Origin of the sequence: Rhodocaloribacter litoris, from assembly GCF_011682235.2 — a bacterium.
Taxonomy (GTDB): domain Bacteria; phylum Bacteroidota; class Rhodothermia; order Rhodothermales; family ISCAR-4553; genus Rhodocaloribacter; species Rhodocaloribacter litoris.
The window spans coordinates 2,895,798-2,920,051 of sequence record NZ_CP076718.1 but is presented as its reverse complement, the minus strand read 5'-3'; the positions used below and the strand labels follow the sequence as shown (position 1 = coordinate 2,920,051).

The window sequence follows — 24,254 nt, the reverse complement described above, 5'->3', positions numbered from 1 at the left end:
CCGATCTTTCCGCCGCTCCGGGACGCGTTCACCGGTTTCCCGAAGCCAGCCTGCGGGCTTCGGGCAGGCCGCGAAGCCGGATCATGCCGGCCATGCCGAAGAGGGGACCCGGCACGAGCAGGGCAAAGGCCCACGTCCACCCGGCGAGTTCGACGATCGGCGGGATGAGGCGGATCGAAACCAGGGTGATGAGGAAGCCGATGCACGTCTGCACGGTAAGCGCGGTGCCCACGTAGCGCGGGTTGGCCAGCTCGCTGACGGCAGCGCTGAACTGGGCGCTGTCGGCCACGACGGCAAAGCCCCACACGAGGCAGAGACCGGTGAGCACGGCGGGCTGCGAGAAAAAGAGTCCGGCGGAGACGGAGCATGTTCCCGAGACGGCCAGGCTGGCGATCGTGATGGTGGTGCGCCCGTACCGGTCGGCCAGGCGACCGGCCAGGACGCACCCGAGCCCGCCCACGGCGATGGCGGCGAAGCCGGCCAGGCGGGCGGCCTGTTCGCCCCAGCCGGCCTGCTCGTAGGCGGCCAGCAACATCATCGGCACCCAGGCCCACATGGCGTAGAGCTCCCACATGTGGCCGAAGTAGCCGAAGTTGGCCAGGCGGGCGGGCCGGGCACGCAGGCCGGCGGCGGCGTGCCGCCAGTCGAAGCGACGGGCCTGCCCCAGCAGGGGCCCCGGCCGCACGAAGCCCCCCACCAGCACCGCCCCGGCCACCGCCAGCACCGAGCTGGCCAGCAGCACCGTGCGCCAGGGAGGCAACCCCTCCGTCCCGAAGAGCGGCAGCGCATTGAGCAGGTGGGGAACCGCCGATCCGGCGGTCAGGGCACCGACGAGCACACCGATCCAGAAGCCCCGGTCTGCCCGGCACCAGGAGGCGACCAGTTTCATCGCAGGCGGGTAGACCCCGGCCAGCGTCATGCCGGTCAGAAAGCGCAAGGCGAGCGCCGGCGCCGGGGCATCCACCCAGAGCGCGATGGCGGCATTGCACAGCGCACCGGCCAGCGCGCTCAGCGCCACCAGGCGCGGCGCCGGGACACGGTCGGCCAGGTTCAGCACCGCACTCCCCAGCGCCCCGGCGACGAAGCCGACCTGCACGCTCATCGTCAGCCAGGCCTGGGTCGCACCCGAGAGTCCCCAGGCCACCGTGAGCTGCGGGACGATCGCCGAGGCGGAGAACCACAACGCCATGGCCAGCAACTCGGCCACGGCCAGCACCACCAGATGCCGTACCTTCCGCGGAGGTCGTTCTGTCGTCATGCCGTCTGCCTGCTTGCCTGCCACAGCCGGTCGCCTCACCGAAAGCCGGGTGCCCGGCTGCCCCAGCATACGACCGCTGGCACCTTTGAGGCAAAAGTGTTATCTTGACACTCCCACGGCTGAAGCTCGTGGGATTCTTGCTTCATCGACAGTCGCCGCCGCTAACCAGAGCTAGCGCCGGTCTTACACCGTCTCCACAAGCTTTGCCGAACGATCGTTCGGCTACGGTCTGCCCGACCGCCTGAATGTTCCTAGCCGCGTTTACGTCGCGGTCGTGCTCTGCCTCGCACCGAGGGCACACCCATGCCCGCACACCCAGCGGAAGGGTTTCCATCGTATAACTACAATCCGAACACGTCTTGCTGCTTGGATACCAGCGGTTGATCTGCACCAGCTGCTTGCAGTACAGGTTCGCCTTGTACGAGAGCATTCCGACGAAGGCACTCCAACCGGCATCGCTGATGGCGCGGGCAAGGCTGTGGTTCTTGACCATGCCCTTCACATTCAGCGATTCCACGTAGACGGCATCATAACGCCGTACGAGCCGCGTCGAAACCTGGTGCAGGAAGTCGGTGCGTTGGTTCCGCACCTTCGCGTGTAGCTTCGCCACCTTCCGGCGTTGCTTGTGCCAGTTCCTGGAACCCTTCTGCTTGCGAGCGAGCTTTCGCTGCTCGCGGGCAAGGCGATCCAGAGCGCGTTTGAGATGCTTCGGATTACCGCTACGCCAGCCGTCGGAGGTTACCACCACATCCTTCAAGCCGAGATCGATACCCACCTCTCTCTTGGTTTTCGGGAGAGGCTGATAATCCACCTCGACGACGAAGGAGATGTAGTACTTCCCATCAGGCTCCTGAACGACCGTCAGGCTCGACGGAGCGGACGGCAGCGGGCGGCTCCACCGGATCTTGAGCGGGGTGCTCATTTTGGCAAGCTTCACGACGGGCTGCCCCGGTACTCCGCTGTCTCTGAGCGAAAAGCCCTGTCTGGTGTACGTGGCGCTCTGACGGTGCTTCTTTGCCTTGAAGCGAGGGAACCGGGCGGCGCCCCGGAAGAACGCCGTGTACGCTTTGTCGAGATGTCGAAGGGCCTGCTGAAGCGGAACGCTGGAGACGTCGCGAAGCCATGCATGATCAGGCTCCCGCTTCAGCGCCGTCAGCCGCTTGTCCGTCTCGGCGTAGCCGATCTTCTCCGCCCGCTCGCGGAAGGCATCCCGCTTGAGCGCCAGCGCCCAGTTGTAGACGTACCGAACGCACCCGAACTGCCGGGCGAGCATCTGTCGCTGCTTGGCGTTGGGATAGAAGCGGTATCGGTAACGTACGGTGGGCATAAAGGTACTGGGATTTCACAAGCTATTATGTGTCGCCTGCGGAAGTTCCTGCTCTCAGGCTGAACGTTGTGCTCTGAGCAAAGGCGCATTCCTCCCACCCGTAAACGAGTGGGCTTCCTGCGCTCGCTATCCTGCATCCTTTCTCGTGAGATTCGCCCGGCATCGCGGCCGCCACGTCGTATCGCTTCCGCCAGACGGGTTGCACCCTTCCCTTCCCCGACAGCACCATGCCTCTCCTCAAATCCCGCTGCCAGAAACGCCTGGCCGTACTGTGGTTCACCGGTGGCGGTCTGATCTTCCTGCTGCTGCTGTTACAGACCTTCCTCGGGCGTTACGGCGATCAGGCCCGCGAGGCCTGGAGCTGGTTCCTCCCGACGATCATGCCGACGCTGTCCCTCATCGCCGGGGTGATTGCCTCGGATGCCCTCGGGCGCAGTGCCAGAGCAGCCCGGGTGGACCCCTTCACCTTCCGCCTGGCCTATGCGCTCTCGGTCGTCTACCTGGCCATCGTCAGCCTGACCCTGCTGTTGAGCCCGTTCTCTCCCCTCCCCCAGCTGGAACTGATGCGCCTGTCCAACCTCTGGCTGGGACCGCTGCAGGGCCTCGCCGGCGCCGTGCTCGGCTTCTTCTTCGTAGCAACAGACCGGCACCCCCGAACCGCCGCCTCCCCGGCTGCCCCACCTCCGGAAGAAAACCACCCCGATTCGGCCTAGATTTCGGTAAAAAAATTACTTAGATTAATCGAAGCACGGTATCAAAGACGCTATTTTCGTGCATCTCGCATCGCCCGCACGTCTTTCGCGCCCGCGTCGATGCCCTTCTCTGCGCCCTTTCCCCGGCAAGAGGCCACATACCATGAAACGCTCCCTGCTCCTCGCCGCGCTGCTCCTGGTGAGCGGCTTCCGCCCGGCCTCGTCTCAGGAATTGCTCGTCGTTCGCGAAGCCTGTAGCTATTACGGCGAATCCATTGCGGGAGAGATCTACGGGTTTTCCTCCGACCGGGAGGCCGAAACGGCCGTCGAGCGCATCATGCGCTACACCGGGTTGCCGCAAAACTTCACCATCAAGGCCGCCAACGTGCCCAACGCCGCCGCCGTCATCCGCGACAGCAAACGACTGATCCTGTACAACCAGACGTTCATGGAGCGGGTAAAGCGAACGACCCACACGGACTGGGCGGCCATCAGCATCCTGGCCCACGAGATCGGGCATCACCTCTCCGGACACACCCTCGAACCCGGCGGCAGCCGCCCCGAAACGGAACTGCAGGCCGACAAGTTTTCGGGCTACATCCTCTACAAGATGGAGGCCACACTCGAAGACGCACAGGCGGCCATGGAAGCGATGGCAGGGGAAGGCGGCAGCGAAACGCACCCGCCGAAGTCGGCGCGCCTGGCCGCCATCGCCAACGGCTGGATGGAGGCCCGTGACCAGAACCCGCGCACCGAACCCCGGGCGACTCCCGCCGAGAAGGACAGACGCCCCGTCCGGGAGCCCATCGCCGACGAGGAACGGGACGACCTGCCGCCCCCCGACCCCGTCCCCGGCAACACCATCGTGGCACAGTGCCTCTTCCAGGACGGCAGCGTGTCCTTCGTCACCCGCACGGGCGACATCTACATGAACTACATGGGCATGACGATCAGCGTCGGCCGGCGCGTCCCCTCCAACCAGGCCGGCGTCGCCTGGTTCTACGTCGTGCAGTCGAGCGATCCGACCGTCAAGTACTACCTGGATCTGATGGGCCTGACCGGCACCACCTATGCCGTCGACACGAGCGGGATCATCTGGGGGCGCAACGCCTGGGGACAGGCCGTTCGGATGGGCCACGTCACGTACAACGAGTGAGACAACCGCCCGGAGCCATGACGCCCCCTGCCTGCACGCGCCTCGCCCCGCTGCCCGGCCTGCTGCTTTCGACCCTGTTGCTCTCGGCCGGGCCGTCGGTCGCCCAGGAGCAGGTCACGTTCGAAGCCTTCTGCAACTACGATGGCACGGCCGTCCGGGAGGCGCTCTACGCGTTCCCGGCCGATCAGGAGGCCGAGGCGGCCATAGACCGCATCCTGCGGGAAGTGCGGCTGCCACGCAACTTCACCGTGCGCGCGGCCAACGTCCCCACGGTCGCCGCCGCCCGCGATGCAGACCGGCGGGTGCTGCTCTACAACCCTTTCTTCATCCGGAAAACACAGGGACGTGAGGACGAAGCGTGGGCGGCGCTCCGCGTGCTGGCCCATGAAACCGGCCACCACCTGCTGAACCATACCCTGAGCGAGGGCAAGCAACGGGTGTTCGAAGAACTGGAGGCGGACGACTTCTCCGGCTACGTGCTGGCCCGGCTTCGGGCCTCCGCACGACAGGCCACCGCCCTGATGGATTCCCTGGCCGCCCCGCAGGCACGCCCGACGCATCCGGCCTGGCCCCTTCGCCGGGCGGCCGTCCGGGAAGGCTGGGCCAAGGCCGCCACGTCGACGCAACACTACTACGGCTACACCAGTGATTCCGGAGCGACCCCGGCTTCCCCGGCCGAAGGGCCCACCTTCCCCTGGCCGCCGCCGAAGGCCTCCGCCTTCACCAACCTGCCGGCCGAGCGCCTGGCCGCCGGCATCGGCCCGCCCGCCACGCTGCAGGCCCTGGCCCAGCGGCTGGAGACCGCCCTCGAGGCCGTCGGCTACGGCGAACGCAGCTACTACGCCGTGCCGGACGGCTTCGCCCTCGTGGCCCGCCTCGAACAGATCTTCCCGGACGGCACCCCGAAGGACCCACCCGACCGCTGGTCTACGCGGGTGCGACCGATGACGCGCTTTTCACTCACCGAATACTTCCGGGCCCTGTTCACGGCCACGCCGGGCCATTATCGCATCGTCGTCTTCATCGTCTCACCCCATCCCTTCACGCAGGAGAACGTCGCCGTGAGCCTGGCCGAAGGACAGGCCTGGCTCAGCGGCGGGCTGAACGCGCTGCCGCCCGCCCTCGGCGCCCGTCCGCTGACCCCCACGCACCGCTGCACCGCCCTCATCTACGCCTTCGAACAACCGGCCGGCGATGCCGCTCCCGTCTTTCAAGACCCCAGTCCCCTCACCGGCCGCACCCACCTGGAGAAGGCGCGCCTGTGGAACGCCCTGGCACAATGAGCCCCGCCGGGCATCCTACCGGACGTACACCGTCTTGATGTTGACAAACTCCCGGATGCCGGCCTCGGAAAGCTCGCGGCCGTACCCGCTCTCCTTGACGCCCCCGAAGGGCAGGCGCGGGTCCGAGCGGACGAAAGCGTTGACGAAGCAGCAACCGGCCTCCAGCTCCTCCCGCGCGATGCGCCGCCCCTTCTCGACGTCCCGCGTGAAGACCGCCGCGCCGAGGCCGAAGGACGAATCGTTCGCCACGCGAAGGGCTTCCTGCTCGTTGCGCACGGGGATGATGGCGGCCACCGGGCCAAACAGTTCCTCCTCGTAGGCGGGCATGCCCGGCCGCACGTCGGTCAGCACGGTGGGCGGGTAGTAGGCGCCCGGCCCTTTCGGAATGTCGCCGCCGAGCAACCGGCGCGCCCCCTTCTCGATGCTTTCGAGCACCTGCCGGTGCAGGTCGTCGCGCAGGTCCACCCGCGCCTGCGGGCCCACGTCGGTGTCCTCTGCCATCGGGTCGCCCAGCTTCTTGGCCGCCATCAGCGCCACGAATCGCTCCTCGAACGCCTCGCGGACGGCCTCGACGACCACGAACCGCTTGGCCGCGATGCAGCTCTGCCCCGAGTTGATGAGCCGGCTCGTGACGCACGTTTCGACGGCTGCCTCCAGGTCGGCGTCTTCCAGGATGACGTACGGATCGCTGCCGCCGAGCTCGAGGACGGTCTTCTTGAGCACCGAGCCGGCTTTGCCCGCCACCGCCTGGCCCGCCGGGGTGCTGCCCGTCAGCGTGACGGCTTTCACCAGCGGGTGGGCGATGACGGCCTCCACCTTCCGGCTGGAGATGAGCAGCGTGCGGAACAGGTGCTTCGGAAAACCCGCGTCGCGGAAGACCTCCTCGATGGCGAGCGCACAGCCGAAAACGTTCGAGGCGTGCTTGAGCACCCCGGCGTTGCCCGCCATCAGGTTGGGCGCGGCGAAGCGAAAGACCTGCCAGAACGGGAAGTTCCACGGCATGACGGCCAGGACCACCCCCAGCGGCTGGTAGGTCACGAAGCTCTCGGAGGCGTCCGTCTCGATGGGTTCGTCGGCCAGGAAGCGGGCGGCGTTGTCGGCGTAGTAGTCGCACACCCAGGCGCATTTCTCCGCCTCGGCGCGCCCCTGGGCGACGGGCTTGCCCATCTCCTCGGCCATGAGGCGGGCGTAGCGGTCGGCGCGCTCACGCAGGAGCCGGGCGGCCTCGCGCATGTGGTCGGCCCGGGCCTCGAAAGGCACGCGGCGCCACGCCTGCTGCGCCGCGTCCACATCCTTCAGAATCAGCCGGATCTCTTCCTCGGTATGTTCTTCGTACGTTCGGAGAACCTCCCCCGTGGCCGGGTTGATCGATCGGATAGCCATCTTTCAGCTCCAGTACTGGTTCAACTTCTGGACGAGTTCGTGATTGACCGACGTATCGACGGGGACCTCGACGAGGCACAGCTCGCGCCGGGCCAGGGTGCCCTCGAGCGTGGCCCGCAGTTCGGCCACCGTCGCGGGGCGGTAGCCCGGGATGCCGAAGCTCTCGGCGAAGGCCTTGAAGTCCGGGTTGCCGATGCGGGTGCCGACGGAGGTGCCACGGGCCATTTCCTGCTTCCACGCGATGAGGCCGTAGTCGTTGTCGTTGAAGACCAGGCAGGTGAAGCCCACGTTCAGGCGGCGGGCCGTCTCCAGTTCCTGGGCGTTCATCAGGAACCCGCCGTCGCCCATGGCCGCCACGATGGGCCGGCCGGGATCGACGAGCGCCGCCGCGATGCCGCCGGGCAGGGCGATGCCCATGCTCGCCAGCCCGTTGCTGATGATGCACCCGTTCGGGCAGTAGGTGGGGAAGTTACGGGCGATCCACATCTTATGTGCCCCCACGTCGCTCAGGAGCAGCCCGTCCTCGGGAAGGATCGACCGGACGACGTTGAGCACGCCCGGCACGTGAAACGTGGTGGCGTCGCCGGGCAGGTCGTACGTCGCCAGGTCGTCGAGGATGCGCCGGCGGACCGCCCGGTGCCAGCCGCGCTCGGCGGCGAGGGCGTCCCCGTCGAGGCGTTCGTTGAGCGCCCAGAGCGCCCCGGAGATGTCGCTGACAAGCTCCACCTCGGGGGTGTAGTGGGTATAGACCTCGGCGGGCACGAAGTCGATGTGGACGATCGTCTTGTCGCCGTGCGGGTTCCACGCCTCGGGCGCATACTCGGCGATGTCGTAGCCGACGGTGACGATCAGATCCGCCTGCTCGACGGCCTCCATCACGTAATCCTTGAACCCCAGCCCGATGCTCAGCAGCGAGACGTCGAGCCGGTCGGAGACGGCGCCCTTGCCCATGAAGGTGCTCACGACCGGGATACCGTGCGTGGTGCAGAAGCGGGTCAGGTGGGTGCTGGCGAGCTTGCGGATGGCGCCGTTGCCGGCCAGCACGAGCGGGCGGCGGGCCTTTCGGAGCAGCGCCACGGCCCGTTCGAGTGCCTTGTAGTCGGGCGCGGGGCGACGGACCCCCCGGCGCGGCAGGGGCACGGCTCCCGCCGGCACCGTCTCCTTCGCCACGTCTTCGGGCAGCTCGACGTGCGTGGCGCCGGGCTTTTCGATCTCGGCCAGCTTGAAGGCCTTGCGCACCACCTCGGGCACCACGCGGGCATCGGCCACCGACGTGTTCCACTTCGTCACGGGCCGAAACATGTTCACCACATCGATATACTGGTGGCTCTCGTGATGCAGGCGGGTGGTGCTGCCCTGCCCGGTGACGGCCACGAGCGGGGCCTTGTCCAGGTTGGCATCGGCCACGCCCGTGAGCAGGTTCGTGGCGCCGGGGCCGAGCGTCGAGAGGCAGACCCCCGCCTCGCCGGTGAGCCTTCCCCACACGTTGGCGATGAAGGCCGCCCCCTGTTCGTGCCGCGTCGGGACGAACGTAACCGGAGAACCGGCCAGCGCGAAAAGCAAATCTTCGTTCTCCTCTCCCGGCACCCCGAAAACGTACTTCACGCCCTCCTGCGCCAGGCACCGGACAAACAGCTCGGCAACGGTCATACAATCCGAAACGGGTTGGTGGTGCAAAAAAAACCGGAGCCGGCCCGGCATCCTTGCCGGACTTCCCTTCGCCCGCTTCCTTCCTACCGGTCAGCAGTCGCGGCGTTTCTCCTCCTCGGTGGTGTTCCGGGCCGCCTCTCGCCCTTCCTCGATCTTCTGCCGGGCCTCCGCTTCGTCCCCGTCCTCCGGCGCCGGTGGCTCCTGCAAGAATCGTCCGGCCGGTTCGAAGCGCAGCTCGGCAAACATTGGAAAGTGGTCGGAGCCGAAGGCGGGCAGGCGGCGCAGCGCCCCGACCTGGAACACGCCGGCATGAAAGACGTGGTCGAGCGGGTAGCGGAGGAAGGGGTAGCTTGCGTGGAAAGTGTTGTACATGCCGCGTCCCTTGCGCGGGTCGAGCAGGCCGCTGAGACGTTGAAAGAGGCGGGTGGTGTGAGACCAGGCGACGTCGTTCAGGTCACCGGCGACGACGGCGGGTCGTCCCCGCTCGGCGACGATACGGGCCACCAGCAGCAGCTCGGCGTCGCGTTTGGTGGCGTCCTGCCCGATGTCGGGGCGCGGGGGGCGCGGGTGCACGCCGATCAGATCGAAACGGGCACCGGAAGGCAAGACCACTTCGGCCCACATCGAAGGCACGTCGTCTTCGACGAGAAAGCGCACCCCGGCGTTCTCGAGGGGCAGGCGAGAGAAAAGCAGCATGCCGTAGGTGTTGTCCTGCGGATAGCAAAGCCGGTACGGATAGGTTGTCTCCAGCGGGCGCAGGGCTTCCTGCCACCGCGCGTCCGTCTCCACGAGCAGCAGCAGGTCGGGATCGGCTTCCCGTATCCGTTCGCGCAGGGCTTCCGTGTTGCGGTTGGTCATCAGCACGTTGGCGATCATCAGGCGGAAGCGTTCACCGCCGGGCCGTGCGTCCCGCACTTCCTTCGCGGCCAGAGGGGTATAGGGAAAGATGCGGTAGAGTTGCAGCCCCAGGGCCAGGAACAGCAGGCCTGCCAGCAGCCGTCCTCCGGCCCCCATCGCCGGCCACGGCCACACCAGACCCGCCAGCACCATCCCCCCGAAGCAGACGATCTGCAGGCGGGGAAAGTCGAAGATGCGGATCCACCACGCCCCACCCCGGACGACCGGCAGCGCCGTTGCGACGAGGACCAGCACGGCCGCGCCGTAGAGAAAGGCCTTCATGCCGATGCCACCATAACCCGATCGATCGCCTGTTGCCATGCCGGAATATAGACAAGCCGGCTGAGAGGATACACCCATCGGGCGAATGTGTTTGAACCGTCCCGTGTCGCCTCGCTGATGGCGCATCCTCCCCGAACGACGAAGGCGCCCGCCTCTGCTCCGGCAAAGACGGGCGCCGCTTCCCATGCGGCACGACGCGTGGATTGTATTTCGTCATCCGGCAACATCACAACAGATACATCGTTTTACCTCGCACAAAAGCGATAACTGCCGCTTCCCATGTCCTCGTCCGAATCCTCCGACATCCGCCTGCGGCTGACACCCGAGCAGCGTCAGGCCCTCGAACGGCTGGCCCAACGTGCCCATCTTTCCGTTGAAGAAGCCCTCCTGCGGGCCGTTGAGCAGATCCTCGCCACCGAAGTCGGTACCTCTTCCTTTCCGGTGGGCACTCCCTTCCACGGGCTCGATGCACTGCTGGCCGACCTGGGAGAGGGGCCGGAAGACCTCTCTACCAACCGGGCCTATCTCAACGACCTGGGGACATGAGGCAGGCGATCCTGGATACCGGCCCACTCGTGGCCTTCTTCAACCCGCGTGACCGGTATCATACCTGGGCCCTGGAGCAAACCCGCGATCTGGCAGCGCCCCTGGTAACGTGTGAAGCCGTACTGACGGAGGCCTATCACCTGCTCGGCAGGGTACCCCGGGCCCGTGCCGCCCTGCGCCGGTGGATCCGCCTGGGAAGAGTAACAACGCCCCTGCACTTCGATGAACAGGCCCATGAGGTGATGCGCCTGCTGGAGCAGTATGCCGATCAATCGATGGATTTCGCTGATGCCTGTGTCGTTCGCCTGGCCGAGTTGCTCGAACTGCCCGTGTTCACGCTCGACGTACAGGACTTCTCCGTCTACCGTCTACATCGCCGGAAAACCATCTCCCTGATACGACCACCGGCATGATCTCCCTTTCGCCGGTCCATGCCGCCGCCCTTTTCAAGGGCGGCACGGCAGGCGTTACACACAAACGGCGCCCGCCTCTGCTCCGGCAAAGACGGGCGCCGCTTCCCACGCGGTACGACGCGATCACAGGTCGTCGTTGTTACCGGAAAAGAAGATACCCCGCTGTTTAGATCGAGTCCAGATTAAAAATGAGAAGATCGGCCAAAATTCTGCAACGCCGTGGTCCCGAGCGGACCGGGTGAGCCCCACGAAGAGGGAACCCGTCTCGAAAAAACGCGTTTTGAAGAGCTCCATTACGATACGCCGCGTTCGTCTAGGGGTCTAGGACGCCGGCCTCTCACGCCGGTAACACGGGTTCAAATCCCGTACGCGGTACCTCCTGAAAACGCCGTGCCCGTCCTCCGGGCGCGGCGTTTTGTTTTGTCGTGGCGGAAACGGGCCGCCCCGGCGAAGGTGCCACGAGCCGGCGGCTCAGCGCACCAGCGGCAGGTCGCCTTCGCCGCGCACGGGCAGCGCCGTGAAGCCGGTCAGGTGGGCGTCGACGGCGCGGGCGACCTCGCGGCCCTCGGCGATGGCCCACACCACGAGCGAGGCTCCGCGCCGCACGTCGCCGGCGGCGAAGAAGCCGGGGCGGCTCGTCTGGTAATGCGCGTCGGTGGCGACGGTGCCGCGGGGCGTGCGTTCGAGGCCGAGGCGGTCGAGCAGGTCCGGCTCGGGGCCGGTGTAGCCCATCGCCAGCAGCACCAGGCCCGCCGGCCAGGTGCGTTCGGAGCCGGGCACCTCCTCGAAACGCAGCCGCCCGCCGTCCTCCCGCACGGGCCGCACCCGCACCGTCTGCAGGGCCTCGACGTGCCCGTCCGTGCCGAGGAACGCCGTCGTCATCACACTCCACTGCCGGTCCACCCCTTCCTCGTGGGACGAGCTCGTCCGCAGCACCATCGGGTAGAAGGGCCAGGGCTGGTGCGGCGGGCGCGTCTCGGGCGGCATGGGCATCAGCTCGAACTGGGTCACCGAGCGGGCGCCCTGGCGGTTGGCCGTGCCCACGCAGTCGCTGCCGGTGTCGCCGCCGCCGATGACGATGACGTCCTTCCCGGCGGCGTCGAGCGTCGGGTCGTCCGGCACCGCGTCGCCGGCGACGCGCTTGTTCTGGCGGCGCAGGTAGTCCCAGGCGAAGTGGATGCCGGCCAGCTCCCGCCCCGGCACGTTCAGGTCGCGGGGCTTCGTGGCGCCGGCGCAGAGCACCACCGCGTCGAAGTCGTCCAGCGCCTCGACGGGCACCGTCCGCCCCACATCGGCGCCGGTGCGGAAGGCGACGCCCTCGGCCTCCATGACGGCCAGGCGGCGATCCAGGACGTCTTTCTCCAGCTTGAAGTCGGGGATGCCATAGCGGAGCAGGCCGCCGATGCGGTCGTCCCGCTCGAAGACGGTGACGGTGTGCCCGGCCTGGTTGAGCTGGTCGGCACAGGCCAGGCCGGCCGGGCCGGAACCGATGACCGCCACCCGCTTGCCGGTGCGCCGCGCGGGCGGCTGCGGCACCACCCAGCCCTCGGCATAGGCATGCTCGGCGATGGTTCGCTCGATCTGCTCGATGGTCACGGGCGGCTCGATGAGGCCGAGCACACAGGCACTCTCGCACGGCGCCGGGCAGATCCGGCCGGTGAACTCGGGGAAGTTGTTCGTGGCCCGGAGCCGCTCGAAGGCTTCGCGCCAGCGCCCCCGGTAGACCAGGTCGTTCCAGTCCGGGATGACGTTGCCGAGGGGGCACCCGCTCTGGCAGAACGGCACGCCGCAATCCATGCACCGGGCGGCCTGCGTCTGCACTTTCTCCTCGGGAAACGGCGCGTAGATGTCACGGTAGTCCCGCACGCGCTCCTTCACCGGACGGCGCGGCGGCATCTCACGCGGGTATTCGATAAATCCGGTCGGCTTGCCCATATCTGGATTGCAGATTGCAGATCGAAGATCGAAGATTGGAGGATGGAGGCGGGCCGGGGTCTGGCCGGCGCGGGATCCCCTTACGCGGCTATCGAGGTTTCGGAGGAAGCGTCCACGCGGCTGGAATCCGCCGCTTCCTCGGCCAGGCGCTGCAACGCCTTCCGGTACTCGACGGGGATGACCTTGACAAACTCGCGGAGGGCCGTTTCCCAGTCGTCGAGCACCCAGGCAGCGACGGTGCTGCCGGTGAGGGCGTGGTGCCTTGCGATAAGGGCGCGGAGCTCGGCGATGTCCTCGGGGTCGGTGACCGGTTCGAGGTCCACCATTTCCGGGTTACAGCGGCCGCGCCGGAAGTCGTGCGTGCCGTCGAGCACGTAGGCGACGCCGCCGCTCATGCCGGCGGCGAAGTTGCGCCCGGTGGGGCCGAGGACGACGACCACGCCGCCGGTCATGTACTCGCAGCCGTGATCCCCGACGCCCTCGACGACGGCCCGTGCCCCGCTGTTGCGCACGGCGAAGCGCTCGCCCGCCTGCCCGCGGATGAAGACCTCGCCGCTCGTGGCGCCGTAGAGGGCGACGTTGCCGACGATGATCACATGGGCCGGGTCGTAGGTGGCCTCCCGGGGAGGCCGCAGGACGAGCCGCGCCCCCGAAAGCCCCTTCCCGAAGTAGTCGTTGGCCTCGCCCTCGATGTCGAACGTGAGGCCGCGTGCGCCGAAGGCGGCGAAGCTCTGCCCGGCCGTCCCGCGGGCCCGGACGACGATGGTGTCGTCGGGCAGGCCGGCCGGGCCATACCGGCGGCTGACCTCGGCGCTGAGAAGCGTGCCCACGGTGCGGTGGACGTTACGAATCTCGGTCTCGATCGTCACCCGTTCGGCCTGTTCGAGCGCGGGCCGCGCCTGCTCGATCAGGCGATGGTCCAGGGCACGGTCGAGGCCGTGATCCTGCTCGTCCGTCTGGAAGCGGGCCAGCAGGTCCGGCAGGCGAGGCCGGTGCAGGATCGGCGAGAGGTCCAGGTACCGCGCCTTCCAGTGGTCGATCCCCTCGCGCACCCGGAGCCGGTCCACCCGCCCGACCATCTCGTCGACGGTCCGGAAACCGAGTGCGGCCATGATCTGCCGCAGTTCCTCGGCGACGAAGTGGAAATAGTTGATGACGTGCTCGGGCTCCCCGCTGAACTTTTTCCGCAGCGCGGGGTCCTGCGTGGCGATGCCGACGGGGCACGTGTTGAGGTGGCACTTGCGCATCATGATGCAGCCGAGCGCCACCAAGGGGGCCGTGGCGAAGCCGAACTCGTCGGCCCCGAGCAGGCAGGCGATGGCCACGTCGCGCCCGGTCTTGAGCTGGCCGTCGCACTCGACCCGGATGCGGCGGCGCAGCCCGTTTCGCACGAGCGTCTGGTGCGTCTCACTCAGGCCCAGCTCCCAGGGCAGGCCGGCGTGCATGATCGACGTCTGCGGCGAGGCGCCCGTGCCGCCGTCGTGCCCGCTGATGAGCACCACGTCGGCCTTGCCTTTGGCCACGCCGGCGGCGATGGTGCCCACCCCCACCTCGGAGACGAGCTTGACGCTGATGCGTGCCGCCGGGTTCGAGTTCTTCAGGTCGTGGATGAGCTGGGCCAGGTCCTCGATGGAGTAGATGTCGTGGTGCGGCGGCGGGGAGATCAGCCCCACGTACGGCGTGGAGTGGCGCGTCCGGGCGATCCACGGGTAGACCTTCTCGCCGGGGAGCTGGCCGCCCTCGCCCGGCTTGGCCCCCTGCGCCATCTTGATCTGGATTTCGTCGGCGCTGGTGAGGTAGTCGATGGTGACGCCGAAGCGGCCGGAGGCGACCTGCTTGATGCGGCTGCGGGCCGGGTGGGCACGGTCGTAGCGTTCGGGGTCCTCGCCGCCCTCGCCGGTGTTGCTCTTGCCGCCGAGGCGGTTCATGGCCTCGGCCAGCGTCTCGTGCGTCTCCCGGCTGATGGAGCCGTAGGACATGGCGCCGGTCTTGAAGCGCTTGACGATCTCGGTCCACGGCTCCACCTCGTCGAGCGGCACGGGCGTGACGTCGTCGGTGCGGAAGTCGAGCAGCCCTCGCAGCGTGCCCAGGCGCCGCGTCTGCTCGTTGACGAGCCGGGCGTACTCCTCGTACGTCTCGAAGCGCCCCTCGCGGACGGCATGCTGGAGCCGGGCGATGGAGAGCGGGAAGAACTGGTGGTGCTCGCCGCCGCGCCGCCACTGGTAGCGGCCGCCGGCGTCGAGCTCCTGCCCGTAGGGCAACGCAACCGGCGGAAACGCCTGTGCATGCCGGTGACGCACCTCTTCGGCCAGCACGTCGAGGTCGACGCCGCCCAGCCGGGAGGGCGTGCCCGTGAAGTACGCCTCGATCACCTCGTCGCCGAGACCGACGGCCTCGAAAATCTGGGCGCCGCAGTAGCTTTGCAACGTCGAGATGCCCATCTTGGACATCACCTTGAGGATGCCCTTGCCGGCCGCCTTGATGAAGTTGTGCTCCGCCTCCTCCCGGTCGAGGCCTTCGTCGGCGGCCAGGCGGTGGGCCACTTCCAGGGCCAGGTAGGGGTTGACGGCCTGGGCTCCGTAGCCGAGCAGGGTGCAGAAGTGGTGCACCTCGCGTGGCTCCCCGCTCTCGACGACGAGGCTGCACCGCATCCGCAGCCCTTCGCGGATCAGGTGGTGATGGACGGCCCCGGTGGCCAGCAGCGCCGGGATGGGCAGGCGCACGGCCCCGGCGGTGCGGTCCGAGAGGATGAGGATCGTGGCGCCGGTGCGGACGGCGTCGGCGGCCTCGGCACACAGGCGTGTGAGGGCGGCCTGAAGCCCGGCCCCGCCCCGGCCACCGTCGAACGTGGCCGCCAGCGTAACCGTGCGGAGCGCCTCGTCACCGGCCTGCCGGATCCGTGCCAGGTCGGCGTCGGTGAGGATCGGCTGCTCCAGCCGGAGCCGCCGGGCATGCGCCGGGGTCTCCTCGAACAGGTTCGGCGCCGCACCCAGATAGGTCATGAGCGACGTGACCAGCTCCTCGCGGATGGCGTCCAGCGGCGGGTTGGTCACCTGGGCGAAGAGCTGGCGGAAGTAGTCGTAGAGCAGGCGCGGGCGATCCGAGAGGACGGCCAGCGGGGTGTCGTCGCCCATCGAGCCGATGGCTTCCTTGCCCTTCAGGGCCATGGGCGCGATCAAAAGGCGTTCGTCTTCAAGCGTGTAGCCGAAGAGTTTCTCCCGCCACGCCGGCGGGTCGTCGGCCGCTGCGTACCCGGTTTGGGAAGCCGGCACCGCGGGCAACCGTTCCAGCGTGCGCAGGTTTTCCGCAAGCCACAACCGGTAGGGCCGGCGCCGGGCAGCCCGCTCCTTGATCTCCTCGTCGCTGACGAGGCGCCGCTCCTCCAGGTCCACGAGGAACATCCGGCCGGGCTGCAGGCGCCCTTTCGTCTCCACCCGTGCCTCGTCGATGGGCAGCACGCCGGCTTCCGAGGCCAGCACCACCAGCCCGTCCTTCGTGACGGTGTAGCGCGAGGGACGCAGGCCGTTGCGGTCGAGCACGGCGCCCAGGTAGCGCCCGTCGGTGAAGGGGATCGTGGCGGGACCGTCCCACGGCTCCATCAGGCAGGCGTGGTATTCGTAGAAGGCGCGGCGGTCGTCGTCCATCGCCTCGTGGTGCTCCCAGGCTTCGGGCACCAGCATCATCATGGCATGGGGCAGGTCGCGCCCGGTGTGATAGAGCAGTTCAAGGGCGTTGTCCAGGATGGCCGAGTCGCTGGCGCCCTCGGTGAGCACGGGCGTCAGCTTCTCCATATCGGCCCCGAAGCGCGCGTCTTCGAAGGCGGCTTCACGGGCCCGCATCCAGTTCACGTTGCCCCGTAGCGTGTTGATCTCGCCGTTGTGGCAGAGGTAGCGGAAGGGCTGGGCCAGCGGCCACTGGGGCAGCGTGTTCGTGCTGAAGCGGGCATGCACCATCGCCATCGTGCTCGCCACGAGCGGATCCGTCAGGTCCGGATAATAGCCGGCGACCTGGTCCGGCGTGAGCATCCCCTTGTAGACGACCGTGCGCGTGGAGAGGCTGGCGATGTGGAAGGCGTCGCGCACGACCGGCCCGGACCGCCGGGCGATGCCCTCGACCACCTTGCGAATGACGTAGAGTTTCCGCTCGAAGGCCGCCTGGTCCGGCACGTCCGGTCCACGCCCGACGAAGAACTGCCAGACGGACGGCTCCACGGCCCGCGCCATGGCTCCGATGTGCTCGTTGCGGGTGGGAACCCGGCGCCAGCCCAGCAGCCGTTGCCCCTCGGCCCGCACGGCATCGGCGATCATCCGCCGGCAGAAGTCCTGCTGGGCGGAGACGGCCGGCAGGAAGACCATCCCGACGGCGTAGTCGCCCGGCTCGGGAAGCACCAGCCCCTGCGCCCGGCACCGCTCCGCGAAGAACGCATGCGGGAGCTGGAGAAGCACCCCGGCGCCGTCGCCCGTCTTCTCGTCACAGCCACACGCTCCCCGGTGCTCCAGGTTGACCAGCAGCTCCAATCCCTGCCGGACGATCCGATGCGTCGCTTCGCCCGTCAGCGTACAGACAAAACCCACCCCACAGGCATCGTGTTCGAAGCGGGGATCATACAAATCACGGGGAGAACGTTGACCAGACACGTGAACCTCCTGCTTTTTGATGTGGAACGGAAACGGGGGACGATGGCGGCCGGTCAGGCAGGGGCCGGCTCCACGGCGGCCCGGGAAGGCGACGCCTCCGCCGGATGCACGAGCCACAGGTAATAGCGGATGCCGTCGGCCAGGGCCCGCCAGCTCGCGTCGAGGATGTTCGACGAGACGCCGACGGTCACCCAGCTCCGCGTGTCGTCCCGGTGCTCGACGAGCACGCGCACGGCGGCGCCGGTACCCTCTTCGGGATTGACGACCCGGACTTTGTAGTCGGAAAGACGCACGCGCTCCAGGCTCGGGAAACAGCCGGCGAGCACCTGCCGGAGGGCGTTCGAGAGGGCATCGACGGGACCGGTCCCCTCGGCCACGGCCAGCTCGCGCCGCCCCCCCACGCGCACGACGATCGTTGCCTCGGTGCAGCTGCCGGCCGGGAGGGCCTCGGAGGACGAGACCCGTGACGACCGCTCCACGCGATCCACGTCCTGGATGTCGCTACGCACGCGCAGGCGTTCCAACTCGAAGAACGAGACGGCCTCGCCCTGCACGGCCCGCAGCAGCAGCTCGAAGGAGGCCTCGGCCCCCTCGAACTCATACCCGTGGTGTTCCAGCTCCTTGATGCGCCGGACGGCCAGGGCGGCTTCCGCTTCGGTGAGCTTCAGGCCCAGCTCGGCGGCCTTGTAGCGCACGTTGCTGCGCCCCGAAAGGTCGGAGACCAGCACCCGCCGCCGGTTGCCGATGGTTTCGGGTTCCAGGTGCTCGTAGGCCCGGGGTTCTTTCATCACGGCCGAGACGTGCACCCCGCCCTTATGGGCGAAGGCACTCCGGCCCACGTAGGGGGCCCGGTCGACCGGATCCAGGTTGGCTACCTCCTGCACGAAATGGGCCAGCTCGGTCAACCCGCGGAGCTGGGCGGGGGCCACGCAGTCGTAACCCAGCTTGAGCTGCAACCCCGGGATGACGGCGCACAGGTCGGCGTTGCCGCAGCGCTCGCCGATGCCGCCGATGGTGCCCTGCACGTGCCGGGCACCGGCCTGCACGGCCATCAGCGTGTTGGCCACGGCGCACCCGCCGTCGTTGTGGGCGTGGATGCCGACGGGCCGGTCGAAGCGGGTGCAGACCTCCCGCACCACCTCGTAGACGGCCTGCGGCAGCGTACCGCCGTTCGTGTCGCAGAGCACCAGCACGTCGGCCCCGGCCTCGGCGGCGGCCTCCAGCGTCGCCAGCGCATAGGCCGGGTCGTCGGCATACCCGTCGAAGAAGTGCTCCGCGTCGTAGACGACGTGCTTCCCCTGTGCCTTCAGATAGGCCACCGACGAAGCGATCAGGTCGAGGTTCTCGTCACGGCTGACGCCGAGTGCCACCTCGGCATGCAGCGTCCAGCTTTTGCCGAAGATCGACACGACGGGCGTGCCGGCCGCCAGCATGGCCGCCAGGTTGGGATCGTCTTCGGGCGCGAACTGCACGCGCCGCGTCGAGCCGAAGGCACACAGGCGGGCATGCCGCCAGGCAACGTCCCGGGCCTGCTCGAAGAAGGCCTGGTCCTTCGGGTTCGAGCCGGGCCACCCCCCTTCGATCAGGTCGATGCCGAAGGCGTCCAGGCGGCGGGCGATGCGAAGCTTGTCGCGGGCGGAGAGGGAAACGTGTTCCCCCTGCGTCCCGTCCCGAAGCGTGGTGTCGAACAGTTCGATGGCGTGCGGCATGTGAACGGTCCGTTGTTGGGGTGGCACGGGGATCAGGCAGGGATGAGACCGGCCTGGCGGGCATAGTTGAAGATGCCGCCGGCACGCAGGATGTCGGCCACGTCGCCGAGCGGTTTGAGCAAGAACGTCTCGCCGGTGGTTTCATTGGCCAGGGTGCCCACCTGCGTATCGATCGAGAGGATATCCCCCGTGCGGATGCGCTCGACGAGCCGCTCGGTGCTCTCGAAGGGGACGAGGAACCCGCCTCCGACGGCATTGCGGTAGAAGATGCGGGCATAGCTCTCGGCCACGACGGCGGCGCACCCGGCCTCGGCCAGGGCGAACGGCGCATGCTCCCGCGAAGAACCGCATCCGAAGTTGCTCCCGGCCACCACGATCCGGTACGGGCTCGTGAAGGCGTCCGGCGGGGTGAAAGGCCGGTGCCCGAACGGCAACCCCTGTCCTTCCGGCGGTACGCCGCTGAGCGCATAGCGCCCGTAGAAACGCCGTTCTTCCGGGTCGGAAAGGCTGTAGACCAGGTGCTGCGCCGGAATGATCTGATCCGTGTCGATCGCATCGCCCACAACGTAGGCTTGTCCCTTGATGATGGCTTCCATGGCTGGCTTTCGTTCGTGTGTAGGCAGGGATCGGGAGCATGCAGGTTCCTTGGCGGGCTGCCCCCCCGCCCATCGCCCCCCTCCGGCTACCTCCTCCCCGCACAGGGCGATCCGTCTCATCGCGGCAACGGCCGCGGCGGCCTGACGAACCGTCCCCACGCCGTGCGAGGGAGGAGGCGCCCCGAGGGACCGAGGGAGGTAGCCTCCGTGGAGGTTTATGTGACGGAGCCTGTCCCCTAGACGAGCACCGTCCGGGGGTCGGTGATGACCCCGGTGAGGGCCGAGGCGGCCACCGTCAGCGGCGAGGCCAGGTAGACCGAGGCCTGCTTCGAACCCATCCGGCCCGGGAAATTCCGGTTGGTCGTCGAGATGACGACCTCCGAGCCGTGCGTGCGGCCGAACGTGTCGACCGGCCCACCCAGGCACGCGGCACAGCTGGCTTTGCCGATCTGGCATCCGGCCCGCTCGAAGATTTCGTAGAGCGAGACACCATCGAGGGTGGTGGTGTGGAGCTGCCGGGCGATGTGGGTCGTCGCCGGCACGATGAACGTATCGATGACCACCTCCTCCCCCTTCAGGATGCGCGCCGCCGCCTCGAAGTCTTCCAGCTTGCCGCCGGTGCACGAGCCGATGTAGGCGCGGTCCAGCCGGGTGCCGGCCACCTCGCTGACGGCGGCGCGGTTGTCCGGGCTGTGCGGCTTGGCCACGACCGGCTCCATCGTGGTCACGTCGTAGACCCGGAAGGTGTGGTAACGCGCATCCGGATCGCCGTAGACCGGCTCGAACGGCGCGTCGGTGCGGGCCCGGACGTACTCGAAGATCTTCTCGTCGGGCGCGATGATGCCGCTCTTGCCCCCGGCCTCGATGGCCATGTTCGTGAGCGTCATGCGCTCGTGCACGGGCAGGTCGTAGACGGCCTCGCCGTCGAACTCGAGCGCCCGGTAGGTGGCCCCGTCGCAGCCGATGTCCCCGATGACGGTCAGGATCAGGTCTTTCGCCATGAGGTAGGGCGGCAGGCTGCCCTCGAAGACGAACTTCATCGTCTCGGGCACCTTCAGCCAGAGCTTACCCGTGCCCATGACGAGCGCCGCGTCGGTGTTGCCGATGCCGGTGGAGAACATGCCGAAGGCGCCCGAGGTGCAGGTGTGGCTGTCCGTGCCCACGAGCAGCGAACCGGGGCGGTTGAACCCCTCCTCGGCCAGGGCCATGTGGCAGACCCCCTTGTACCGCTCGGTGCCCACGTCGTAGTAGTGCGGCAGGTCCTGCTCCGCGGCAAAAGCCCGCAGGATCTCGACGTTGCGGTTGGCGTGGTGGTTCTTCGTGAAGATGTAGTGGTCCGGGATGATGACCACCTTTTCCCGGTCCCAGACGCGGGCGTGCTCGCCGAACTCGCGTTTGAAGATCTCGATGGTGGGCGGCCCGCAGACGTCGTGCGTCATGAGCACGTCCACTTCCACCCAGATGTTGTCTCCGGGGGCGACACGGTCGCGCCCGGCATGCCGGGCCAGAATCTTCTCGGTGATCGTCATGAGGCCTTTTTGATTTCGTTGTCGGAAACGGGGGCATACGCGGGCGGCCGGTCCAGGCCCGCCGCGGCCGGATTGCCGAAGGAGTGCATGATGCCCCCCGTGACGAAAGCGACGCTGTGGGTGTCGGCGCGGTGGGTGGCCAGCTGGTTGAGGGCCTCGACGTAGGCGTCGGCCGAGGCCTGGAGCACGTCGGTATGCCGGGCCACACCGCGGAAGAAGGCGCCGCCGTCGCTCAGGAGCACCGTCACCTCACCGAGGGCATCGGAGCCCTCCGTGACGGAGCGAATGGCGTAGCTGGCCAGTTCGTGCGTGCTGCCGACGGCGTGGTCGAGCGCGCGGAAAAGGGCATCGACCGGGCCGTCGCCGGTGGCCTGCCGGACGACGTGCTCCCCGGTTTCCCGGCAGAACACTTGCACCTCGGCCTCGGGCGCCCGCCCCGAATCCACGGTGACGCGCATCCGCTCCAGCCGGTAATGCTCGGTAGCGTCGGGCACCACGGCGCCGTTCACCAGGTGCACCAGATCCTCGTCGAAGATCTCCTTCTTCCGGTCCGCCAGCTCCACGAACTGCCGGTAGAGGTCCTCACGCTGCGCTTCGGGCACGGGCAGGCCGAGCTTTTCGAGCCGGCTGAAGAAACCGTGACGGCCCGAGTGCCGCCCGAGGCGGATCGACTCGGCCGTCTGCCCCACGTCCTCGGCCCGCATGATCTCGTAGGTGTCGCGCCGGCGGAGCACGCCGTGCTGGTGGATGCCGGCCTCGTGGCTGAAGGCGTTCCGCCCCACGATGGCCTTGTTCGGCGGCACGGGGAAGCCCGTCGCGAGCGTCACCATGCGGCTCGTCGGCGTCAGCTGCCGCGTGTCGATGCCGGTGGTGACACCGAACCGGTCCGCCCGCACATGCAGCGCCATGACGATCTCTTCGAGCGCCGCGTTGCCGGCCCGCTCGCCGATACCGTTGATGGTGCACTCCACCTGCCGTGCCCCGGCGCGAACGGCCGCCAGCGAGTTGGCCACGGCCAGCCCGAGGTCGTCGTGGCAGTGCGCCGAGAGGATGACCTGCGGGTGGTCCTTCAGGCAGGCGCGGGCCGCCTCGAAGAGCGCCGCATACTCGGCCGGCGTGCAGTAGCCCGTCGTGTCCGGGATGTTGACGGTGGTGGCCCCGGCTTCAACGGCCGCCTGGATCACCTCACAGAGGAAGCCCACGTCCGTGCGCCCGGCGTCCTCGGCGCTGAACTCGACGTCGTCGGTATAGGTGCGGGCCAGCCGGACGGCCTCCTGCGCCATGCGGATGATCGTCCGGCGCTTCTCGCCCATCGTCGCGCCGAAGCGGGCGTCGCCGAACTTGGCGTCGATGTGGATGTCGCTCGTGGCGATGAAGGTGTGGATGCGGGTGCGGCGTCCGGCGGCCAGGGCCTCGCCGGCGGCCCGGATGTCGGCCTCCAGGGCGCGGGCCAGCCCGCAGATCACCGGTCCCTCCACCTCGGCGGCGATCCGGGCCACGGCCTCATACTGGGTGGGCGAGGAGATGGGGAATCCGGCTTCGAGCACGTCGACGCCCAGCCGGGCCAGCTGGTGCGCGATCCGTACCTTCTCGGGCAGGGTCATCGACGCGCCGGGCGCCTGCTCCCCGTCGCGCAGCGTGGTATCGAAAATGATAACGCGGTCTTTCATGATGATCTGGACACGTGCCGTGTCCGTTTGCTTCGACAGGATTGCGGGATACGTTCGCATCAAGACGGCCCGTGGCAGCGGCGGGGCCGTATCGGGGGAAGCGTCCGGCATGCGGCCCGGGGGCCCCGGCACACCGGACGCCCGCTAAGTCGAAGCGTGCGCCGTCCGCGAAAACATCGCAATCCGATCATGCCATCACCTCCGTGCTTTCCAGCCGCTCGCACACGGCGGCGCCCATGGCCTGGGTGGAGCACGCCGCCTCGCCGTCGCCGGCCAGGTCGGGCGTGCGGAAGCCGTCGTCCAGCGTGGATGCCACGGCGCGGCGTACGGCGGCCGCGGCGTCCGACTCGCCGAGGTGCTCCAGGAGCATCGCCCCGCTGAGGATGGCCGCCAGCGGGTTGGCCCGGCCCGTCCCCGCCAGGTCGGGCGCGCTGCCGTGCACGGGCTCGAACAGCCCCACGCCCCCCCCGATGCTGGCCGAGGGCAACAGCCCCAGCGAGCCCGGCAGCGTCGCCGCCAGATCCGAGAGGATGTCGCCGAAGAGGTTGGCCGTGAGGACGACGTCGAACCGGCGGGGGTCACGCACGAGCTGCATCGCGGCGTTGTCCACGTACAGGTGATCGAGTTCGATCTCGGGGAAGCGGTCGCGGTGCACGGACGTGACGACCTCGCGCCAGAGGCGGGAGACGTCGAGCACGTTGGCCTTGTCCACGGAGGTAACGCGGCCCCGGCGACGGGCAGCCAGCTCGAAAGCCACCGTGGCGATCCGCTCGATCTCGGCCTCGTCGTACCGCATCGTGTTGACGCCCCGGCGCCCCTCCGGCCCCTGCTCGATGCCGCGCGGCGTGCCGAAGTAGATGCCACCGGTCAGCTCGCGGACGATGACCAGGTCGGTGCCGGCGACGCGCTCAGGGCGGAGCGGGGAGGCGCCGGCGAGGGCCGCCGGCACCGTCACCGGGCGCAGGTTGGCGAAGGCGCCGAGCAGCCGGCGCAGGCGCAGCAGCCCGTCCTCGGGGCGGCGCCCGGGCGGGGCCTCGTCCCAGGCCGGCCCCCCCACGGCACCCAGCAGCACAGCGTCCGCCGCCCGGCAGGCCGCCTGCGTCTCGGGCGGGAGCGGGTCGCCCGAGGCGTCGAGCGCCGCGCCGCCGACCGGGTGCGTGGTCGCCTCCAGCCGGAAGCCGAAGCGCCCGGCGGCGGCCTCGAGCACGCGCACGGCCTCCCGCGTCACCTCCGGGCCGATGCCGTCGCCCGGCAGCACGGCGAGGCGGTAGGTTCGGTTGTCCGTCATGGG

General features: G+C 68.5%; 16 protein-coding genes, 1 tRNA gene and 1 pseudogene. 6 read left to right on the top strand and 12 right to left on the bottom strand.

All coding sequences use genetic code 11. The annotated features are described in order from the left end of the window. Window positions 1-28: 28 nt before the first annotated feature. Window positions 29-1,258 (bottom strand): MFS transporter, encoded by a 1,230-nt coding sequence (locus GQ464_RS12140; RefSeq protein WP_166977868.1) that lies wholly within the window; start codon window positions 1,256-1,258, stop codon window positions 29-31. A 142-nt stretch (window positions 1,259-1,400) separates the two neighbouring features. Then, window positions 1,401-2,585, bottom strand: a complete 1,185-nt coding sequence (locus GQ464_RS12135; protein WP_166977866.1) for an RNA-guided endonuclease InsQ/TnpB family protein — start codon at window positions 2,583-2,585, stop codon at window positions 1,401-1,403. Between the two features lie 227 nt (window positions 2,586-2,812). On the opposite strand from GQ464_RS12135, the gene GQ464_RS12130 reads away from it, so the two are divergent. From GQ464_RS12130 to GQ464_RS12120, 3 genes are all read left to right on the top strand, one after another. After that, complete coding sequence (locus GQ464_RS12130; RefSeq protein ID WP_166977864.1) at window positions 2,813-3,298, top strand: hypothetical protein; 486 nt, start codon at window positions 2,813-2,815, stop codon at window positions 3,296-3,298. A gap of 142 nt (window positions 3,299-3,440) precedes the next feature. Continuing rightward, window positions 3,441-4,433 (top strand): M48 family metalloprotease, encoded by a 993-nt coding sequence (locus GQ464_RS12125; protein WP_166977862.1) that lies wholly within the window; start codon window positions 3,441-3,443, stop codon window positions 4,431-4,433. 17 nt (window positions 4,434-4,450) lie between these two features. Continuing rightward, a complete protein-coding gene (locus GQ464_RS12120) occupies window positions 4,451-5,716 on the top strand; it encodes a M48 family metalloprotease (RefSeq protein ID WP_166977860.1) in 1,266 nt (421 codons plus the stop codon). 15 nt (window positions 5,717-5,731) lie between these two features. Here the strand turns inward: GQ464_RS12120 and GQ464_RS12115 are convergent, their stop codons facing one another. The 3 genes from GQ464_RS12115 to GQ464_RS12105 form a co-directional block, all read right to left on the bottom strand. Then, the gene (locus GQ464_RS12115) at window positions 5,732-7,099 is read right to left on the bottom strand and encodes an NAD-dependent succinate-semialdehyde dehydrogenase (protein WP_166977858.1); all 1,368 of its coding nucleotides are present in this window, start codon (window positions 7,097-7,099) and stop codon (window positions 5,732-5,734) included. Window positions 7,100-7,102: 3 nt separating this feature from the next. Beyond that, window positions 7,103-8,749 carry an acetolactate synthase large subunit gene (locus tag GQ464_RS12110; protein WP_166977856.1) on the bottom strand — a complete coding sequence of 549 codons (1,647 nt, stop codon included), beginning with the start codon at window positions 8,747-8,749 and terminating at the stop codon, window positions 7,103-7,105. 90 nt (window positions 8,750-8,839) lie between these two features. After that, complete coding sequence (locus GQ464_RS12105; protein WP_228350250.1) at window positions 8,840-9,967, bottom strand: endonuclease/exonuclease/phosphatase family protein; 1,128 nt, start codon at window positions 9,965-9,967, stop codon at window positions 8,840-8,842. A gap of 240 nt (window positions 9,968-10,207) precedes the next feature. On the opposite strand from GQ464_RS12105, the gene GQ464_RS12100 reads away from it, so the two are divergent. From GQ464_RS12100 to GQ464_RS12090, 3 genes are all read left to right on the top strand, one after another. Beyond that, window positions 10,208-10,474 carry a hypothetical protein gene (locus GQ464_RS12100; RefSeq protein ID WP_166977852.1) on the top strand — a complete coding sequence of 89 codons (267 nt, stop codon included), beginning with the start codon at window positions 10,208-10,210 and terminating at the stop codon, window positions 10,472-10,474. Beyond that, on the top strand, window positions 10,471-10,887 hold the full coding sequence (locus GQ464_RS12095; RefSeq protein ID WP_166977850.1) for a type II toxin-antitoxin system VapC family toxin: 417 nt from the start codon (window positions 10,471-10,473) through the stop codon (window positions 10,885-10,887). Before GQ464_RS12100 ends, GQ464_RS12095 begins: the two co-directional genes overlap by 4 nt. Window positions 10,888-11,189: 302 nt before the next feature. Then, window positions 11,190-11,262, top strand: a tRNA-Glu gene (locus GQ464_RS12090). 96 nt (window positions 11,263-11,358) lie between these two features. Here GQ464_RS12090 and GQ464_RS12085 read toward each other — a convergent pair. The 7 genes and pseudogenes from GQ464_RS12085 to leuB form a co-directional block, all read right to left on the bottom strand. Further along, on the bottom strand, window positions 11,359-12,822 hold the full coding sequence (locus tag GQ464_RS12085) for a glutamate synthase subunit beta (RefSeq protein ID WP_166977848.1): 1,464 nt from the start codon (window positions 12,820-12,822) through the stop codon (window positions 11,359-11,361). An 80-nt stretch (window positions 12,823-12,902) separates the two neighbouring features. Continuing rightward, window positions 12,903-17,459: a glutamate synthase large subunit gene (gene gltB / locus GQ464_RS12080; protein ID WP_228350249.1), complete on the bottom strand. Its 4,557-nt coding sequence runs from the start codon at window positions 17,457-17,459 to the stop codon at window positions 12,903-12,905. Window positions 17,460-17,512: 53 nt separating this feature from the next. Next, window positions 17,513-19,168 carry a citramalate synthase gene (cimA, locus tag GQ464_RS12075; protein WP_166977846.1) on the bottom strand — a complete coding sequence of 552 codons (1,656 nt, stop codon included), beginning with the start codon at window positions 19,166-19,168 and terminating at the stop codon, window positions 17,513-17,515. A 32-nt stretch (window positions 19,169-19,200) separates the two neighbouring features. Next, window positions 19,201-19,764 (bottom strand): LeuD/DmdB family oxidoreductase small subunit, encoded by a 564-nt coding sequence (locus GQ464_RS12070; RefSeq protein ID WP_166977843.1) that lies wholly within the window; start codon window positions 19,762-19,764, stop codon window positions 19,201-19,203. 236 nt (window positions 19,765-20,000) lie between these two features. After that, window positions 20,001-21,293 carry a 3-isopropylmalate dehydratase large subunit gene (locus tag GQ464_RS12065; RefSeq protein WP_166977841.1) on the bottom strand — a complete coding sequence of 431 codons (1,293 nt, stop codon included), beginning with the start codon at window positions 21,291-21,293 and terminating at the stop codon, window positions 20,001-20,003. A 71-nt stretch (window positions 21,294-21,364) separates the two neighbouring features. Then, window positions 21,365-22,963, bottom strand: a pseudogene (locus tag GQ464_RS12060) (2-isopropylmalate synthase); the annotation flags it as partial. Between the two features lie 187 nt (window positions 22,964-23,150). Further along, the gene (gene leuB / locus GQ464_RS12055) at window positions 23,151-24,251 is read right to left on the bottom strand and encodes a 3-isopropylmalate dehydrogenase (protein WP_228350248.1); all 1,101 of its coding nucleotides are present in this window, start codon (window positions 24,249-24,251) and stop codon (window positions 23,151-23,153) included. Between the last annotated feature and the right edge of the window lie 3 nt (window positions 24,252-24,254).

Excerpts from the sequence above, each read along its gene's own strand:
- leuB (WP_228350248.1), bottom strand. The coding sequence starts at position 24,251 with ATGACGGACAACCGAACCTACCGCCTCGCCGTGCTGCCGGGCGACGGC.
- GQ464_RS12100 (WP_166977852.1), top strand. The coding sequence starts at position 10,208 with ATGTCCTCGTCCGAATCCTCCGACATCCGCCTGCGGCTGACACCCGAG.
- GQ464_RS12065 (WP_166977841.1), bottom strand. The coding sequence starts at position 21,293 with ATGACGATCACCGAGAAGATTCTGGCCCGGCATGCCGGGCGCGACCGT.
- cimA (WP_166977846.1), bottom strand. The coding sequence starts at position 19,168 with ATGCCGCACGCCATCGAACTGTTCGACACCACGCTTCGGGACGGGACG.
- GQ464_RS12120 (WP_166977860.1), top strand. The coding sequence starts at position 4,451 with ATGACGCCCCCTGCCTGCACGCGCCTCGCCCCGCTGCCCGGCCTGCTG.
- GQ464_RS12085 (WP_166977848.1), bottom strand. The coding sequence starts at position 12,822 with ATGGGCAAGCCGACCGGATTTATCGAATACCCGCGTGAGATGCCGCCG.
- GQ464_RS12110 (WP_166977856.1), bottom strand. The coding sequence starts at position 8,749 with ATGACCGTTGCCGAGCTGTTTGTCCGGTGCCTGGCGCAGGAGGGCGTG.
- GQ464_RS12125 (WP_166977862.1), top strand. The coding sequence starts at position 3,441 with ATGAAACGCTCCCTGCTCCTCGCCGCGCTGCTCCTGGTGAGCGGCTTC.
- GQ464_RS12115 (WP_166977858.1), bottom strand. The coding sequence starts at position 7,099 with ATGGCTATCCGATCGATCAACCCGGCCACGGGGGAGGTTCTCCGAACG.
- GQ464_RS12105 (WP_228350250.1), bottom strand. The coding sequence starts at position 9,967 with ATGGCAACAGGCGATCGATCGGGTTATGGTGGCATCGGCATGAAGGCC.
- GQ464_RS12140 (WP_166977868.1), bottom strand. The coding sequence starts at position 1,258 with ATGACGACAGAACGACCTCCGCGGAAGGTACGGCATCTGGTGGTGCTG.
- GQ464_RS12135 (WP_166977866.1), bottom strand. The coding sequence starts at position 2,585 with ATGCCCACCGTACGTTACCGATACCGCTTCTATCCCAACGCCAAGCAG.
- GQ464_RS12070 (WP_166977843.1), bottom strand. The coding sequence starts at position 19,764 with ATGGAAGCCATCATCAAGGGACAAGCCTACGTTGTGGGCGATGCGATC.
- GQ464_RS12130 (WP_166977864.1), top strand. The coding sequence starts at position 2,813 with ATGCCTCTCCTCAAATCCCGCTGCCAGAAACGCCTGGCCGTACTGTGG.
- GQ464_RS12095 (WP_166977850.1), top strand. The coding sequence starts at position 10,471 with ATGAGGCAGGCGATCCTGGATACCGGCCCACTCGTGGCCTTCTTCAAC.